Raw genomic sequence first — 16,899 nt, forward strand, 5'->3', positions numbered from 1 at the left:
TAACGTTCCGCGGTCGATTACATCCGCTCGGTGATAATTCCGTCGCGCATGCCGCGCGTCCGGGTGGGCAGCTGTGGCGGCGTGCGTTCGCCGTCGTTCCCGCGCGTCGCCCGTCCGGTGATGTATCACCACTGGTCGGACGTCACCTTCCTGCACTGGCGCTACCAGAAGGACGTCGTGCAGGAGCTCGTGCCGAGGTCCCTCACCGTCGAGACGTTCGACGGGACGGCGTGGGTGGGGCTCACCCCGTTCGTCATGGAGGGGGTGCGCCTGCCGGGGCTGCCCGTGCTGCCGTGGCTGTCGGGATTCCCCGAGACGAACGTGCGGACGTACGTCAGGGACGACCACGGGCGCGGCGGCGTCTGGTTCCTGTCGCTGGACGCCGGGCGGCTGGTCCCCGCGCTCGGCGGGCGGGCCGGGTTCCGGTTGCCGTACTTCTGGTCCGCCATGTCGGTCGATGTACGGGGATCGCGCGTCCGCTACGCCTGCCGGCGGCACTTCGCGCGGGCGCGCTGCGTCGCGGAGGTGGAGACCGGGCCGCCGGCGGACGTGGCGGAGCCCGCGCACTTCCTGACCGCCCGCTACCGGCTGTTCACCGTGGTGGCGGGGCGGGTGGCGCGGGCCCGCGTGGAGCACCGGCCGTGGCCGTTCCGCGAGGTCGAGCTGGTCCGTCTGGAACAGGACCTGCTGCAGGCCGCGGGGCTGCCCGCGCCGCACGGCCCGCCCCTCGTGCACGCCTCGACCGGCGTCCCCGTACGGGTCGGCATGTGGACCTGGTGGTGATCACGGGCGCGGCTCGCGGAGCTCGAACCCGGCCCCGCGGACGGTGTGCAGCATCCGGGCCCGGCCGCCTGCCTCCAGCTCGCGGCGCAGGTAGCCGACGAACGCGTCGACGGAGTCCTCGGCGATCTCGAAGTCGTAGCCCCAGACGCGTTCCAGCAGCAACGGCCGGGGCATCACGATGCCGGCGTTGCGCGCCAGCTCCTCCAGCAGGCGGAACCCGCGCCCGGCCAGCCGGACCTCCCGTCCGTCCAGGGTGACCCGATGGGCGGCGGGCTCGACGGTGAGCGGCCCCACGGTGAGCGCGGGCCCGGAGGCGTACCCGTTGCGGCGCAGCAGGGCGCGCAGGCGGCGGGCCAGCTCGTACACGTCGAACGGCCTGACCACGCAGTCGTCGGCGCCCGCGGCGGGACCGGCGACCCGTTCGTCCACCTCGTCCCGGTCGGACAGCAGGAGCACCGGCGCCCGCGCTCCGGCCGCGCGTAACCGGCGGCACACCTCCACGCCCGACATGCCGGGCATGGAGGCGTCCAGGACGATCGCGTCCGGACGCACCTCGTCGAAGAGCTCCAGGGCGAGGGGGCCGGTCGCGGCGGTCTCCACGACGAAGCCCTCCATGCGCAGCCCCCGGTACAGCGCGAGCCGGCCCATCTGGTCGTCGTCCACAACGATGAGCCGGTACGCGGTCATGGCGGGCTCCTCAGGCGGGGAGCGGCGGGCGACTCCCCTACTAAGTCCGGACTTAGTAGGGATTGTAGGACGGAAGGCGATCTTCGTCCCGGCTCAGCGGGTGTCGCGGCGCAGGGGATGGTCGGACGGGATCTCGACCAGGACGATGCGGTGTCCGTCCGGATCGGCGATCCACAGCTCGACGAGCCCCCACGGCTCGGTCCTGGCCTCCCGCAGCACGGTGACCCCCGCCTTCCTGAGCCGCTCCTCCTCCACGGCGACGTCGCGCACCTGCAGCCACAACGCCACCGCCGCCCCTGACCCGTCGTCGCAGCTCCCGGACAGCTCCAGGAACCCCTGGCCGAGGAAGAAGACCACGCCGGGATGCTCGGGCGGGCCGAACTCCCGGTAGACCGCGAGACCCAGCGTCTCGGCGTAGAAACGGCGGCTGCGCGCCGGGTCCCGGGGACGCAGCAGCACCCGGCTGCTCAGCACTTCCATGCCGGACCTGTTCCCCGGCCGCCGGGCGGGGAACGCCTGCGAGGCGGTCACCCGGGTCAGGGGTGACCGCCTCGCGGGCTCACACCACCGCTCCCGTACCGCTGACCTGCCTGGCGGCGCGCGGACGGGCGGGCTCGGGCGGCGGACGGCGGTCGAAGCGGGCGAGGACGACCGCCAGCGGCCCGGCCACGAACGCCGACGACAGCGTGCCCACGACGATGCCCGCGACCAGCGCGATCGCGAAGTCACGCAGCGAGTCGCCACCGAACACCATGAGCGACAGCAGGATGAACAGCGCGCCCAGGCCGGTGTTCACGGTACGCGGCATGGTCTGCAGGATCGCGCCGTTCACCGACCGCGCGAACGGCTCCTTGCGGCGGGCCGCCCACAGCTCCCTGACCCGGTCGAACACCACCACCTTGTCGTTGACCGAGTAGCCGACGACGGTGAGCATCGCGGCCAGGAACACGCCGTCGACGGGCTTGGCCAGCCAGGCGAACAGGCCCACCACCAGCGTCACGTCCACGACGAGCGCCAGCACGGCCGCCGCGCCGAACGTCCACCGGAAGCGGACGGCCAGGTAGAGCAGCTGCATCACGACCGCGACGCCGAGCGCGATGAGCGCGTTGCGGCGCAGCTCGTCGCCGAGGCTCGGGCCGATGAACTCCTCGCGGAGTTTCGTCACCTCGCCCGCGTGCCGTTCGAGCTCCTGCTCGATCCTGGCCACCTCCTCCAGCCCGATGCCGGCCGCGCGGACCATGACGCTCTCGCCGGTGGGCTGGACGACCGCGGACTGCACCCCGGCCCGCGCCACCGCCTCGCTCGCGACCCCGGCGGTCACGGGCCGGGAGGTGGTGAACTCCACGAGCCGTCCGCCGGTGAACTCGACGCCGATGTTCAGCCCGCGGGTGACCAGGCCGGCCAGGGCCACCACGGCCAGGCCTCCTGCGATGGCCAGCCACACCTTCCCGAGCCGCATGAGCTGCGGGTTCCTGCGCGACAACCACGTCCTGACCCCGCCGATCGAGCCGAGGCCGGACACGCGCGGGTTCACCCGTCCGAGGACGGCGTGCGTGAGGACCCGGGTGATCAGCATGGCCGACACGAGCGAGGCGAGCACGCCGACGGCGAGCGTCACGCCGAAGCCCTTGACCGGGCCCGACGCCAGCCAGAACAGCAGGCCCGCGGCGATCAGCGTGGTGATGTTGGAGTCGGCGACGGCGCTCCACGCCTTCTTGAAGCCCTGGCCGAGCGCCGCCTGCAGGCCGCGCCGAGGCGCCGCCCCGTACTCTTCCTTGGTACGTTCGAAGACGAGGACGTTGGCGTCGATCGCCATGCCGATGGCCAGCACGAACCCGGCCAGTCCCGGCAGCGTGAACGTCGCGCCCATGGCCACCAGGGCCCCGTACGAGATGACGCCGTAGCAGACGAGGGCGACCACCGACAGCAGCCCGGCCAGGCGGTAGACGGCGATGATGAACACGGCGGTCAGGATGAGTCCCGCGACCGCCGCCTTGGCGCTGGCCTCGATGGCGTCCGCGCCGAGGGTCGGGCCGACCGTACGCTGCGAGACCAGCTCGAGCGGCACCGGCAGCGCACCACCCTTGATCAGCACCGCGAGGTCACGGGCCTCCTCATGGGTGAACGAACCGGTGATGTCGGAGTTGCCGCCCGGGATGCCGCCGCCGCACGGCACGGACGGGTCCACCGGCGGCGAGGAGATGACCTCCTTGTCGAGGACGATCGCGATGCGGCGGCGCGGGTCGCCCTGCGGGTGGCAGGCGGCCTCGCCGGTGAGCCGCTGCCAGGGCCCGGCCTCACGGAAGGCGAGGCTGACCCACCAGCCGGGCCCGCGCTGGGGGTCGCTGCGCTCGACGGCGTCGCTGACGCCGTCGCCGGTGATGGCGGCCGGCCCGAGTTCCAGCAGCTCGCCGGTCTCGGTGCGGACCGCGTCCGCGTCCCCTTCCGCTCCGGCGCCGAGCACGGAGTGGAACGCGAGCTGCGCGGTACGGCCGATGACCTCGGCCGCCTGGCGCGGGTCCATCACGCCGGGCAGCTCGACGATGATCCGCCGCTCGCCGGAGCGGACCAGGGTGGGGTCGACCACGCCGAGCGCGTCCGCCCGCTGGCGCAGCACGCTGAGCGAACGGTCGGTGGCGGCCGCGTCGGCCTTGACGGTCGGCGAGTCTCTCGTCTCGAAGACGAGCTGGGTGCCGCCGCGCAGGTCGAGGCCCAGACGGGGCGCGGCGGAGAACATGACGAAGATCGATATCGCGATGACGGCACACGCCGCCACCGCACGCCAAAATGGCGCACGGAACATGAAAGCCTCCACAGGCTGGACGTGCGGGTTGAGTCGTCAGAACCCTGTGGAGGGCGGGGCGCGCGCCGCCGCCGACGACGGACGGACCACCGCCGGAGCGTCGTGGACGGCCGCCGCGACGACGGCGGCCCACGGCGTACGGAAGCGGAGCCCCGTGCCCGGCACCACGCCCGCGGCATGGTGACCGGCCATCGCGTACGGACCGGCCCACGCCCGCGCGTCAGGCCCGCGATAGGGAAGGTGCCGTACGCCGGAGGAGCCCTGCTGGTGCGTCCAGACGGCCTGGTGCCCGTTGCGCAGGACGTGGGCGGCGATGTGGTGGACGGCGGGCGCCTGCGGAGCGACCGGCAGGAACCACGACAGGAGGAGCACCAACGCGCCAGCCCACCGAGCCCGCACGCCGCCCCCCTCTCCCCCACCGTTTTCGGCCAATCCGAGCAGTATCCCAGATCATGCCCACCGCACCCCGATCAACGGCGCACCCCCGCAATCTTGATGCGATCCTTTCCAAACCACGCATTGAGGATCCGCACGCCGGAACCGCCCGCGGCCCCGTGGCACCGGCACCACTGCCTCCGGCCGCCGTGACCGGGCCGCTGATGTCGGCTTCCAGACTTTGCGATCTACGAACCAGGAGCCACCGACATGAGATTCGACGACCACCGCGTGGTCATCACCGCCGCCGGCCGCGACTTCGGACGTACTCTCGCGATCCACTTCGCCGACCTCGGCGCCGAGGTCTTCCTCTCCGCGCGCACGCTCGCCGGGGCCGAACGTGTCCGCGACGAGATCAGGGGACGGGGGCACGAGCGGGTGCACGCCTTCGCCTGCGACCTGACGGACCCGTCCTCTATCCGCGAGTTCGCCACCGGCGTCGCCCGGCACACCGACCGCGTCGACGTGTTGATCAACAACGGCTCCCGCTACCTCTCAGGCCCGGACCTGCTGTCCGCCTCCGACGCCGACGTCGTCGACACCCTCGCCTCCGGCGGCACCGGCACCGTCCTGACGGTGAAGAATTTCCTGCCGCTCCTGCTCAACTCGCCCAAGCCCGACATCGTGACCATGATCTCCGCCTGCGGAACGCCCGGCCACCACCGCTCGGACGCCCACGACGCCTTCTACGCCGCCAAGACCGCCCAGACCGGTTTCACCGAGATCCTCTCCAAGCGCCTACGCCCCCGGGGCGTCCGAGTGATCTCCCTCTACCCACCCGACTTCACCAACCCCGACCCACTCTCCGAGGACTGGGACAAGACCCCACGCGGCCCCAAGGACCCCCTCACCGCGCAGTCCCTCGTGGACTGCATCCTCTTCGCCGTCTCCCAACCCCGCGACTGCTTCATCAAGTCGTTCCATTTCGAGCAGGTCTGACCTCACTCCTGGCCGGGGCGGGTGGCGAGGAAGACGTACTCGCGGCCGGGGCGGTCGGGGGCGTCACGGATCTCGCGCAACACGTAGCCGTGGGCCGCCAGGTCGGCCTCGACCTCGTCGCGTTCGCGGAAGCGGAGGGTGGAGTCGGACGTCAGGACCGCGCCGTCGGAGGCGAAGATCCACGTGCCGCGGAAGGTGACCAGGGGCAGGCTCACGTCGAGCAGGTCGTACCAGGTCTCCACCCGGCCGACGCCGGGGATGTCGTCGACGTGGTAGGAGTCGACCTTGTTCCAGGTCTCCCAGGCGCGGCGCGCCGGGACGCGGGTCTCGAAGACCAGGTGACCTCCGGGGCGCAGCGCGTCGTGGGCGGCGCTCAGCGTGGCGTGCCAGTCGCCGGGCTCGACGATGGCCTGGGCGACGTTGGCGGTCATGGTGGCCAGGTCGGCCCGCAGCGGCGGCGCGGCGGTGGCGTCGCCGTGGATCCAGGTCACCTTGCCGGCGCCGGGTTTGCCCCGCGCGACGTCGAGCGAGGCCACGGCCGGGTCGACGCCCGTGACCTCGATGCCGCGCTCGGCCAGCATCAGCGCGAACGTGCCCGTGCCGCAGCCGATGTCGAGCACGCGCCGCGCGCCCAGTCCGGCGGCGATGGCGACGTACGCGTCGAGGTCGCTGCGGTCGGGGTCGAGCGGGTCGTAGACGGCGGCGAGCCGCTCGTTCGCGAATACTTCGTCAGCCATGGGCGGTCACGATAGACCGCGCCCGCCCACGCGTACACCGGTTTTCAGCCGACGATGACGCGTTCCTCCGGCAGTTCGTAGCGGCGGGTGCGCTGTTTCAGCGCGAGCGCCGAGCCCAGCGTGAGCGGCCCGATGCGGCCGATGAACATCAGCAGGCTGAGCAGGACGTGACCGGCCACCGTGATGTCGGGGGTGATGCCGGTGGACAGCCCGTTGGTGGCGAACGCCGAGATCACCTCGAACATCACGCGGTCGAGGCTGTGCGGCGTGATGATCAGCAGGATCCAGGTGGAGAACGCGACCAGCAAGATGCCGAGCAGGCTGATCGACAGCGCCTGGCGCTGGGTGCTGGACGGCAGCCGGCGGTGGCCGATGTTGACCTGGTTCTCGCCGCGCACCTCCGACCAGACGATGAACAGCAGGAACCCGAACGTGGTGATCTTGATGCCGCCCGCCGTGCCCGCGCTGCCGCCGCCGATGAACATCAGCACATCGGTGACCAGCCACGACGACGGCATCATGTGGCTGATGTCGAGGGTGTTGAAGCCGCCGGAACGCGGCATGACGGCGGCGAAGAAGGCGGCCAGCAGCTTCCCTGAGTCGTCGAGCGGCCCCATGGTGGCCGGGTTGGTCCACTCGGTCGTGAGGAACGAGAGGGTGCCGCCGCCGAGCAGCACGGCGGTCAGCCCGAGGGTGATCCGGGTGAGCAGCGACCAGCTACGGGGTCTTCGCCAGGTGCGCAGGAGCTCGAAGACGACGGGGAAGCCGAGGCCGCCGACGATCACGGCCAGGGCGATGGTGAGGCAGATCCACGGGTCGCTGACGAAACGCATCAGGTTGTCGGGCCACAGCGCGAACCCCGCGTTGTTGAACGCCGACACCGCGTGGAAGCCGCCCAGGTACAGGGCCCGGCCGAACGGCTCGCCGTACCCGATGACGAAGCGGCCGGTGAGCACGGCGGCCACGGCCGCCTCGCACACCAGGCTGAACAGCACCACCCGGCGCAGCACCTGGCCGAGGTCGGAGGCGACCACGGACTTGGTCTCCAGTTGTACGGACATCCGGGCGCGCAGCCCCAGCCGGCCGGAGATGAGGACCGTCGCCAGCGTGGCGAGCGTCATGATGCCGAGGCCGCCCGCCTGCATGAGGAACGCGATCACCACCTCGCCGAACATCGACCAGTGCGTCTCGGTGTCGACGAGGGTGAGTCCGGTCACGCAGACGGCGGAGACGGCGGTGAACACGGCGGTGAGCCAGTGGGTGGTGTAGCCGTCGGTGGTCGCCAGCGGGGTGGAAAGCAGCAGCGCGCCGATGATGACCGCGGCGCCGAACCCCGCGGCGATGACCACCGCCGGGTGCCCGATCCGGCCGGGCAGCGCAGGGCGATGCCGCATCATCGGGGGTTTTCACCAAGCATGTCGCTACAGAGCATGTCGTCACAGGACATCGGGGGATCCTCCGGGGGAGTCGTACGGCCGTGGACGCCGCCGACATGACTTCCCGGCACACCGCGCCACACCGTAGCGCAGCCCCGCCGACACCGCCAACGGCGGAAGCCCCCAGCATGGCCCATGGGTCCGCGCAACACCGGATCCGGCGTTCACCCTGACGGAGGCGCTCGTTCCTGCAGCACCGGCGAGGATCTGCTCACCTGATCCGCGGGGGCCGCGCAGAGGTGCTGCGGCCTGAGGATGGGAGCTGTCTGGTTAGTTGCAATATGTGGGGAATGCGAGAATTGCCGGGCAACGACCGCACCTCGGGCAGGCTGGACAGCAGATGATCAACTGGGCCGGGTTCATCCCCGCCGCCGTCCTCGCGTCGCTCGTCCCCGGAGCCAGCCAGCTCCTCGGCCTGAACAACGCCGTACGGCACGGGATGGCGCACGCACTGGCCGGGATCGGCGGGCGGCTGGCCGCGTTCGTCATCCTCATCGGCCTGGTCGTCGGCGGGCTGGGCGCGGTGCTCGCGACGTCGGCGGCCTGGCTGGCGACGATCAAGTGGCTCGGGGTCGCCTATCTGCTCTGGATCGGGTTCTCATCCCTGCGGCGCGCCCGGCGGGCGCCGAGCCCTCAGGCCGCCGCGCCGGTCACGAGGAGTGGGCTGCGGCCGGTCGTCACCCACGAGTTCTTCGTCGCGCTGAGCAACCCGAAGGCCCTGCTGGTCTTCGCCGCGCTGATCCCCCAGTTCACCGGCGGCGCACCGGCTGACGCCGGGACGCAGATCGCCGTGCTCGGGGCGGCGTACCTGGTCGTCGAGCTCGTCGTCGGGCTCGGCTACATCACCGTCGGCAACGGGATCGGAGCCACCGGGATCTCGGCCAGGACCATGCGCAAGATCGACTTCGGCACGGGCGTGTGCTTCGTCACCCTGGCCGCGCTTCTCGCCACCGACGACCTCGCCACCACCTGAGGCCGTCGCACATATCGTTCCTTGAACGTTCACGATCTCCTCACGGCACGGCCGCACCGATAGGAGTGCGAAAGATCTACCTTTCTGGTGTCATTCTCACCTGACTGAGTGGATTCTCCGTTGAACATCCGTCATGTTCTGGCCGGCTTGGCCATCGTGCCCGTGCTGTCCGTACCGGCGGCGGCTCACGCGTCGACGGCCGCGGGCCCTGGCGTGCTGCCCCAGAAGACCCACTTCGACCTGCAGGCCCACCGCGGCGGCCTCGGCATGACCACCGAGGAGTCGCTGGAGGGGTTCGCCAAGGCCCTGCGCCTCGGGGTCACCACCCTCGAGATGGACACCCAGGTCACCAAGGACCAGAAGGTCGTCGTCAACCACGACCGGCAGATCAGCGCCCAGAAGTGCCGCGACACGGCGCCGGTCACGCCCGGCGACCCGATGTACCCGTACGTCGGCAAGTACATCAAGGACCTGACCCTGGCCCAGATCAAGACCATGGACTGCGGCTACCAGCAGCTGCCCGGCTTCCCGGAGCAGGAGGTGGTCAGCGGCTTCCGGATGGTCGAGCTCAAGGACGTGCTGAACCTCGTCAAGAGCCACAACGCCAAGCAGGTCACGCTGAACATCGAGACCAAGGTCGAGGCGGGGGCGCCGGAGCAGACCGCGCCGCGCGAGCTGTTCGTCCGCCGCGTGTACGAGGAGATCCACTCCTCGGGGATCGAGCGCCAGGTCACCATCCAGTCCTTCGACTGGGGCGCCCTGATGGCGATGCACCGGCTCGCGCCGAGCTGGCCGCTGGTGGCGCTGACCAACTACGACTTCCTCCAGGTGGGGCAGCCGGGCGCCTCCCCGTGGCTCGGCGGGATCGACGCCGACGACTTCGGCGGTGACTTCGTCCGGGCCGCCGCCTCCATTCCCGGCGTGACGGCGCTGTCCCCGGTCTACGGCTTCCCGCAGAACGGGACGATCAGCGACCCCGGCTTCCGCTTCTACGTCGACCCGGCGATGGTGGCGAGCGCGCACGCGCGGGGCCTGAAGGTCATCCCCTGGACCTGCGACGACCCCGCCACCATCGAGGCCCTCATGGACATGGGCATCGACGGCATCATCACGGACTACCCGAACCGCGTCCGCGACATCATGGCCGCGCGCGGCATGCGCCTGCCGAAGCCGTACAACCACTGACCTCGCACGGACCGGGCGGGCCGGTCCGTGCGGGCCGTTGTCCCCGCCGGGCGAGCGGGTCGCCCGCCCGGCGGGACGGGGCGGCCCTGCGGTCGCCGGGCCTGGCGCCCGTGCGGCCGCTCCCGTTCACCGTCCGGCCGGCCCCCGTGACCGGCCGGGCGGGGCGGGCCGCCCCGGGTCTCACCGGCCCGGCGGGAAACCCGCGCCGCGGGCCAGAGCCTCCTGGTCGCGGAGCTCGGTCAGCATGGCCTCCAGGTGCTGCGCCACCGCGTCGTAGCCGGGCCCTCCGAGGACGAGCCGCCGGGGCGGCTCCTCCTGGTTCATCGCCGCGATGACGGCCCGGACACCGCGGTCGGGGTCACCGACCTGCTTGCCGTCCTGAGAGACCATGAACGCCCGCACCCCGTCGATCATGGCCCGGTACTCGGGGATGCTCTCGGCGACCGGCTCGTCGGCGAAGCCGGCGTACGCCCGGGTGCGGAAGGCGCCCGGCTCCACGGCGAGCACCTTGATCCCCCACGGCGCGACCTCCTCGCGCAGCACCTCGGTGAACCCCTCGACGGCGTACTTCGCCGCGGTGTAGTAGCCGAAGCCCACGGTCCCGACGCGCCCGGCGACCGAGGACATGTTGACGATCCAGCCGCTCCTGCGGCTGCGCATGCCGGGCAGTACGGCTCGGGTCACGGCCCGCACCGCGAAGAAGTTCAGTTCGAACATCCTCCGCACCGCGGCGTCGTCCGTGCCCTCGAGCGAGCCGAACCAGCCGCGGCCGGCGTTGTTGACCAGGACGTCGATGCCGCCGAAGCGCCGCTCGGCCTCGGCCACGGTGTCCTCGATCTGCTGCGTGTCGGTGACGTCGAGCGGCAGGACGAGCGCCTTGTCGCCGTGACGTGCGGCCCACTCGCCGAGCTCGCCGGGGCGGCGCGTGGTCAGCACGACGCGGTCGCCGCTCTCCAGCGCCGCGTCCGCGTACGCCATGCCGAATCCACCGGGCGTGCCGCCGGTGATGTACCAGGTCCTCATGATGGTTCCTCCGTTCAGGGTGCGATGCGCAGGTGCCGGATCAGGCCACCGGCGAGGGTGAAGTGCCAGTCGAGCTGCGCGGTGCCGCCCGGGAAGTCGCCGTCGATCCGGCCGGTGACCGTGACGGCGTCCTCGCCTTCGGCCTGCGCGCCGAGAAGTTCGGTCGTGTACTCGTACTGCGACGCCGTGCCCTCCAGCCAGGCACGGATCTCCGCGGCCCCGCGCCAGGTGTGGCCTTCGTCCGCGACCACGGCGTCATCGGCGAAGGCCGCACCGACGGCGTCCCGGTCACGACGGGCGCTCGCCTCGAAGTAGCGGGCGACGACGTCGGGCAGTCGTATGTTCACGGGATCCCCCCAAGATCGCTATATTCGCTATAGCGGTTAATGTAGCACTACAGGAGGTACCATAGCGGCATGAGACCCCGAGGTCAGAGCGGCAGTGCCCGCGATCGGCTCCTGCTCGCCGCAGCCGAACTCATGGACGCCGCCGGCGCCGACACGCTGTCGACCCGAGCCGTGTGCGAGCGCGCCGGGGTGCAGGCGCCCACGCTGTACCACCACTTCGGCAGCAAGCAGGGCCTGATCGACGCGGTGATCAACCACGGATTCACCCAGTACGTCCAGCCGCCGAGCTCCTCGGGCGACGCCGTGAACGACATCCGCCACGGCTGGGACCGGCACGTTCAGTTCGGGCTCGACCACCCGGCCTTCTACGCGCTGCTCTACGGACGGGTCGAGCCTGGCAGGCCCTGTGCCATCACCGCTCCCGCGCACGCGATGCTGCGCGACCTGCTGACCGTCGCCGCCAGGCAGGGCCTGCTGACGGCCCCCGTCGACGACGCGGCCGAGCAGATCCTGGCCGCGAACATCGGGGTGACGCTCAGCCTGATCACCCAGCCGCCGGACGACCGCGACATGGCTCTGTCCGACCGGGTCCGCGACGCGGCGCTGGCCGCCGTCCTCACCTCGACCGCGAAGCAGACGCCGCAGGCCGCCCCGGCGTCGCGTTCCGGTGCGGCGCTGACACTGCGCGCGCTCCTGGACGACGACCCGTCCGGGCTGACGAGCGGGGAGAACGCCCTGCTGTGCGAGCTGCTCGACAGGCTCGCGACCGCACGGACGGACGCCGGCTGAGGCCGTACGCGCGGGAAGCCGGGGGCCCGGGCTTGGGCTGGCGTGGGCCGGCCCGGGTGAGGGTGTGGTCCGGCCGGGGGGCGCCATTCCCGCCGGCCAGGCCGTACCCACGGCCCTTTTCCTTCAGGGCCGCTGTCCGGGTGGCAGGATTCGAACCTGCGGTGCTCCTGCTCCCAAGGCAGGCGGGCTGACCAAACTGCCCCACACCCGGTTGACAAAGGAAAACCGCCCCGAATTCACGATGCCGGGGCGGCTGATTCCGGACGACCTTTCGACCGATTATCCGGAAAGCCCGCGTCGCGGCTCGGGGAGGGCTTCGAGCAGCGATGGAGCCTGTGTGTTCGTCATTTCCCGCCGCCTTTCCCGCCGTGCCGGACGAGATCAACGATAAGCCGGGCGCTCACGCCCGCGCCACCGGATTATTGCGCTCCCGGATTCCGTCCCATTTGACGTCCGCCGGCGTCTCCGGAGTTTCGACGCGGAAACGGGGAAGCGCGTCGGGATGGTTGTCGCGGACGTAGTCGACGAGGAATTCCCGTACGTCGCACTTGAGGTCCCACGACGACGGGGAGTCGGCGGCGCTCATCAGCGCCCGCAGTTCCACGAGGCCGTTCGGCAGCACGTCGGTGACCTGAAGCGTCCAGTCCTTCTGGTCCCACAGCGGGTTGCCCTGCAGGAACTCGTGCAGCGCCTCGCGCAGCTTCTGCACCGGGACCGACCAGTCCACCCGCAGGTACGCCACCGCGAGGACCCGGCTGCCGCGCCGGGTCCAGTTCTCGAACGGGTTCTGCGTGAAGTACGACACCGGCAGTACGAGCCGGCGCTCGTCCCACAGTCGCAGCACCACGTAGGTGAGGGTGAGCTCCTCGATGCGCCCCCACTCCCCCTCGACCACGACCACGTCGTCGAGGCGCAGCGCGTCGCTGAAGGCGAGTTGCAGCCCGGCGAGCAGGTTCCCGAGGGTGGGCTGGGCCGCGATGCCGACGACGGCGCCCGCGATGCCCGCCGAGGCCAGCAGCCCCGCCCCGAGCGCCCGCACCTGCGGGAAGGAGAACAGCATCGTGCCGACCGCGACGACGATGATGACGGCCACCGCGATGCGGCGGACGAGCCCGATCTGCGTCATGATGCGCCGGGCCCGCCGGTTGCGCTCGCCCTCGACCCGCACCAGCCGGTCGAGGACGACGTCGGTCAGCGCGTACGTCGCCTGCACGATCAGCCAGGTGACGCCGCCGATCAGGACGGTGCCGAGCCCGCGCTGGACCATCTCGGCGGCGGCGCGCTCATCAGGGGCGGCACCGAGCATCCCCGGCGCGAAGGCCAGGTGGACGGCGACCGCGACGGCCACGAGGAACGCCGGCCAGGTGCAGCGATCCACGAGGTGCCGGGCGAACTGCCAGGTGCGGCCCACCCGGCCCAGGAACCGCCGGGCCAGCTCCACCAGGAGGATCGAGCCGATCACCGCGATCCCGAGTATCGGCCAGTCCGCCGGAGAATGCACGGTTATGCCCCCATATGTCTAGAACGTCTCGTCAAAGCTCACATTGCCCTCTACAGCCACTTGGTAAGCCGAAACTCGACGCTCGAAGAAGTTCGCGAGCTCCTGCACGTCCTGCAACTCCATGAACGCGAACGGGTTCGCCGAGCCGTACCGCTGGGGCAGGCCGAGCCTGGCCAGCCGCTGGTCGGCGACGTACTCGAGGTACTGGCGCATCTGCTCGACGCCCATGCCCGGCATGCCCTCGCCGCACAGGTCCTCGGCGAAGGCCAGCTCGGCGGCGACGGCCTCCTCCAGCATCGCGGTGACCTGCTTGCCCAGCTCGTCGTCGAACAGCTCGGGCTCCTCGGCCCTGACCGTGTCCACGACGCTGAACGCGAACTCCATGTGCATGGACTCGTCGCGGAACACCCAGTTCGTCCCGGTCGCCAGGCCGCCGAGCAGGCCCCGCGAGCGGAACCAGTACACGTACGCGAACGCGCCGTAGAAGAACAGGCCCTCGATGCAGGCGGCGAAGCAGATGAGGTTGAGCAGGAACTGGCGGCGCTCCGCGGCCGTCTCCAGCCGCTGCAGGCTCCCGATCGAGTCGATCCACCGGAAGCAGAACTCCGCCTTGTCGCGGATCGACGGGATGTGCTGGATCGCGGCGAACGCCTTGACCCGCTCGTCCGGGTCGGGCAGGTAGGTGTCGAGCAGCGTCAGGTAGAACTGCACGTGCACCGCCTCCTCGAAGAGCTGCCTGCTCAGGTACAGGCGCGCCTCCGGGGCGTTGACGTGCTGGTAGAGGTTGAGCACGAGGTTGTTGGCCACGATCGAGTCGCCGGTGGCGAAGAACGCCACCAGCCGGTTGATCAGGTGCCGTTCCTGCGGCGTCATCCTGGCCAGGTCGGCGAGGTCGGAGTGAAGCTCCACCTCCTCGACGGTCCAGGTGTTGCGGATGGCGGCACGGAAGCGCTCGTAGAAGTCGGGGTAGCGCATCGGACGGAGGGTCAGGTCCATCCCGGGGTCGAGCAACATCACGTTCTCCTTCACTGGCAGGCTTCGCAGGTCTCGGGGTTCTCCAGGGAGCACGCGATCGCCTCGGCGGACGGCTGCGCGACGGTCGTCTGGGCGATCCGGGTCGCCGGACGCGAGCGCAGGTAGTACGTGGTCTTCAGGCCGCTCCGCCACGCGTAGGCGTACATCGACGAGAGCTTGCCGATGGTCGGGCTGGCCATGAAGAGGTTGAGCGACTGCGACTGGTCGATGTACGGCTGCCGCGCCGCCGCCAGGTCGATCAGCGCCTTCTGCGGCAGCTCCCACGCCGTGCGGTAGAGCAGCTTCAGGTCGTCGGGGACGCCCGGCACCGTCTGCACCGACCCGTCGGCCCGCTTGATGGCGTCGCGCATCTCCTGCGTCCACAGCCCGCGCGCCTTCAGGTCGGCCACCAGGTAGCGGTTGACCTGGAGGAACTCACCTGACAGCGTCTCGCGCTTGAACACGTTGGACACCTGCGGCTCGATGCACTCGTAGCAGCCGGCGATGGAGGCGATCGTCGCGGTCGGCGCGATGGCGATCATGAGCGAGTTGCGCAACCCGGTGGTGGCGATCTTGGCGCGGAGCTCCTCCCAGCGCGGGGTGGCGGCGTCGTAGTGGTCGGGGTGCAGCACTCCCCCGGCGGCCCGCGTCTCCTCGTACGACGGGTGCCTGCCGCGTTCGACCGCCAGGTCGGCCGAGGTGTCGTACGCGGCCAGCGCGATCTCCTCGGCGATCCGGCTCGACAGCTCCAGCGCCCGCGGCGAGTCGAACGGCAGCCGCAGCGTGAAGAACACGTCGGCCAGGCCCATCACGCCGAGCCCGATCGGCCGCCACCGCCTGTTGGCCGCCTCGGCCTCCTGCGTCGGGTAGAAGCCGAGGTCGATGGTCCGGTCGAGGAACCGCACGGCGGTGCGGACGGTCCGGCGCAGCCGCTCCCAGTCGAGGTCGCCGCCGGAGAGGTGGGCGGCCAGGTTGACCGAGCCGAGGTTGCACACGGCGGTCTCGCCGTCGCTGGTGACCTCGAGGATCTCGGTGCACAGGTTCGACAGGTGGATGACGTTCTCGGGGCGGGCGGTCTGGTTGGAGGTGCGGTTGGCGGCGTCCTTGAAGGTCATCCAGCCGTTGCCGGTCTGCGCGAGCGTGCGCATCATCCGTCCGTACAGGGTCCGCGCGGGGATCTGCCGGACGAACCGTCCCTCCGCCTCGTACGCGCGGAAGGCCGCGGTGAAGGCGTCGCCGTACAGGTCGGTCAGGTCGGGCACGTCCTTGGGGTCGAACAGCGACCACGTCTCGTCGGCCTCGACCCGGCGCATGAACTCGTCGGGCACCCAGTTGGCCAGGTTGAGGTTGTGGGTGCGGCGGGCGTCCTCGCCGGTGTTGTCGCGCAGTTCGAGGAACTCCTCGATGTCGGCGTGCCAGGTCTCGAGGTAGACGCAGGCCGCGCCCTTGCGCCGCCCGCCCTGATTGACGGCCGCCACCGAGGAGTCGAGCGTACGCAGCCAGGGGACGATGCCGTTCGACAGCCCGTTGGTCCCCCGGATGAGCGAGCCGCGCGAGCGCACCCGGGTCCACGCGATGCCGATGCCGCCGGCGTACTTCGACAGCCGGGCGACCTGGCCGTACCGGTCGTAGATGGCCTCCAGCTCGTCGCGCGGCGAGTCGAGCAAAAAGCAGGACGACAGCTGCGGGCGGCGGGCGCCCGAGTTGAACAGGGTGGGCGAGCTCGGCAGGTACGACAGCGTGGACAGCAGCGCGTACAGCTCGGCGGCCTCGGCGACCGTCTCCGACAGCCCGCAGGCCACGCGCAGGAAGAAGTGCTGCGGCCGCTCCAGCACCGTACGGCTCTCGGGGTGGCGCAGCAGGTAGCGGTCGTAGACCGTGCGCAGCCCGAAATACTCGAAGCGGTCGTCGGCCTCCGGCGAGACGAGCGCGTCCAGCTCGGCGGCGTGCGCGGCCACGAACTCGGCGAGCCCGTCCTGGATCAACCCGGCCGCGTGGGTGGCGGTGATCGACTCGGAGAACGACCGCACCCCGTGGCCCGCGGTCTCCTCGGCGATCTCCTCGGCCAGCAGCCTGGCGGCGACCCGGGAGTTGACCGGGTCGGTGATCACCCGGGCGGCGGCCTCCTCGATGGCCAGGCGGCGGTCAACTGCGACGGTCTGCGTCACGTGCTCTTGTCTCCTCGCGAGCTCATCCTCGTGAGGGCATGCAGGAGCACGGCGGAACCCGGACACCCGGCCGCGTACA

Annotated in this window: 16 protein-coding genes and 1 tRNA gene; 5 read left to right on the top strand and 12 right to left on the bottom strand. The window is 71.0% G+C overall.

Annotation, left to right across the window (positions count from 1 at the left end):
• The first annotated feature begins 48 nt into the window (after nt 1-48).
• A complete protein-coding gene (locus BLR04_RS09845) occupies nt 49-783 on the top strand; it encodes a YqjF family protein (protein WP_090761937.1) in 735 nt (244 codons plus the stop codon).
• Here the strand turns inward: BLR04_RS09845 and BLR04_RS09850 are convergent, their stop codons facing one another.
• The 4 genes from BLR04_RS09850 to BLR04_RS09865 form a co-directional block, all read right to left on the bottom strand.
• Nucleotides 784-1,470: a response regulator transcription factor gene (locus tag BLR04_RS09850; protein WP_090761939.1), complete on the bottom strand. Its 687-nt coding sequence runs from the start codon at nt 1,468-1,470 to the stop codon at nt 784-786. It abuts the gene before it with no gap.
• Between the two features lie 93 nt (nt 1,471-1,563).
• Nucleotides 1,564-1,950 (bottom strand): VOC family protein, encoded by a 387-nt coding sequence (locus tag BLR04_RS09855; protein ID WP_090761941.1) that lies wholly within the window; start codon nt 1,948-1,950, stop codon nt 1,564-1,566.
• A gap of 79 nt (nt 1,951-2,029) precedes the next feature.
• Nucleotides 2,030-4,273, bottom strand: a complete 2,244-nt coding sequence (secD, locus tag BLR04_RS09860; protein ID WP_090761942.1) for a protein translocase subunit SecD — start codon at nt 4,271-4,273, stop codon at nt 2,030-2,032.
• Between the two features lie 36 nt (nt 4,274-4,309).
• On the bottom strand, nt 4,310-4,648 hold the full coding sequence (locus BLR04_RS09865) for a hypothetical protein (protein ID WP_090761944.1): 339 nt from the start codon (nt 4,646-4,648) through the stop codon (nt 4,310-4,312).
• Nucleotides 4,649-4,918: 270 nt separating this feature from the next.
• Between BLR04_RS09865 and BLR04_RS09870 the strand changes: the two genes are divergently transcribed.
• Entirely contained in the window at nt 4,919-5,647 is a 729-nt protein-coding gene (locus BLR04_RS09870) for an SDR family oxidoreductase (protein ID WP_090761946.1), read from the top strand.
• 2 nt (nt 5,648-5,649) lie between these two features.
• On the opposite strand, the gene BLR04_RS09875 is transcribed toward BLR04_RS09870, so the two are convergent.
• Nucleotides 5,650-6,384, bottom strand: coding sequence for a class I SAM-dependent methyltransferase (locus BLR04_RS09875; protein WP_090761948.1), 735 nt, complete (start codon nt 6,382-6,384; stop codon nt 5,650-5,652).
• 44 nt (nt 6,385-6,428) lie between these two features.
• Nucleotides 6,429-7,781 carry a TrkH family potassium uptake protein gene (locus tag BLR04_RS09880; RefSeq protein WP_342672262.1) on the bottom strand — a complete coding sequence of 451 codons (1,353 nt, stop codon included), beginning with the start codon at nt 7,779-7,781 and terminating at the stop codon, nt 6,429-6,431.
• 379 nt (nt 7,782-8,160) lie between these two features.
• Here BLR04_RS09880 and BLR04_RS09885 point away from each other — a divergent pair, with 379 nt between their 5' ends.
• Both BLR04_RS09885 and BLR04_RS09890 read left to right on the top strand, forming a co-directional pair.
• Nucleotides 8,161-8,793 carry a LysE family translocator gene (locus BLR04_RS09885; protein ID WP_090761949.1) on the top strand — a complete coding sequence of 211 codons (633 nt, stop codon included), beginning with the start codon at nt 8,161-8,163 and terminating at the stop codon, nt 8,791-8,793.
• Between the two features lie 156 nt (nt 8,794-8,949).
• Nucleotides 8,950-9,978 carry a glycerophosphodiester phosphodiesterase family protein gene (locus BLR04_RS09890; RefSeq protein WP_245740165.1) on the top strand — a complete coding sequence of 343 codons (1,029 nt, stop codon included), beginning with the start codon at nt 8,950-8,952 and terminating at the stop codon, nt 9,976-9,978.
• A 180-nt stretch (nt 9,979-10,158) separates the two neighbouring features.
• On the opposite strand, the gene BLR04_RS09895 is transcribed toward BLR04_RS09890, so the two are convergent.
• Together BLR04_RS09895 and BLR04_RS09900 are read right to left on the bottom strand one after the other, a co-directional pair.
• Nucleotides 10,159-11,001: an SDR family NAD(P)-dependent oxidoreductase gene (locus tag BLR04_RS09895; RefSeq protein ID WP_090761953.1), complete on the bottom strand. Its 843-nt coding sequence runs from the start codon at nt 10,999-11,001 to the stop codon at nt 10,159-10,161.
• Between the two features lie 14 nt (nt 11,002-11,015).
• On the bottom strand, nt 11,016-11,348 hold the full coding sequence (locus BLR04_RS09900) for a nuclear transport factor 2 family protein (RefSeq protein ID WP_090761955.1): 333 nt from the start codon (nt 11,346-11,348) through the stop codon (nt 11,016-11,018).
• A 69-nt stretch (nt 11,349-11,417) separates the two neighbouring features.
• Here BLR04_RS09900 and BLR04_RS09905 point away from each other — a divergent pair, with 69 nt between their 5' ends.
• Nucleotides 11,418-12,137 carry a TetR/AcrR family transcriptional regulator gene (locus BLR04_RS09905; RefSeq protein WP_090761957.1) on the top strand — a complete coding sequence of 240 codons (720 nt, stop codon included), beginning with the start codon at nt 11,418-11,420 and terminating at the stop codon, nt 12,135-12,137.
• A 135-nt stretch (nt 12,138-12,272) separates the two neighbouring features.
• On the opposite strand, the gene BLR04_RS09910 is transcribed toward BLR04_RS09905, so the two are convergent.
• The 4 genes from BLR04_RS09910 to BLR04_RS09925 form a co-directional block, all read right to left on the bottom strand.
• Nucleotides 12,273-12,348: transfer RNA gene (locus BLR04_RS09910), tRNA-Pro, on the bottom strand.
• A gap of 189 nt (nt 12,349-12,537) precedes the next feature.
• Nucleotides 12,538-13,638: a mechanosensitive ion channel family protein gene (locus BLR04_RS09915; protein ID WP_090761959.1), complete on the bottom strand. Its 1,101-nt coding sequence runs from the start codon at nt 13,636-13,638 to the stop codon at nt 12,538-12,540.
• 18 nt (nt 13,639-13,656) lie between these two features.
• Entirely contained in the window at nt 13,657-14,652 is a 996-nt protein-coding gene (locus BLR04_RS09920) for a ribonucleotide-diphosphate reductase subunit beta (RefSeq protein ID WP_090762285.1), read from the bottom strand.
• Between the two features lie 11 nt (nt 14,653-14,663).
• Complete coding sequence (locus BLR04_RS09925; RefSeq protein WP_245740144.1) at nt 14,664-16,820, bottom strand: ribonucleoside-diphosphate reductase subunit alpha; 2,157 nt, start codon at nt 16,818-16,820, stop codon at nt 14,664-14,666.
• Nucleotides 16,821-16,899: the final 79 nt, after the last annotated feature.

The organism is Nonomuraea maritima, from assembly GCF_900100395.1.
In the GTDB taxonomy this organism is placed as follows: Bacteria; Actinomycetota; Actinomycetes; order Streptosporangiales; family Streptosporangiaceae; genus Nonomuraea; species Nonomuraea maritima.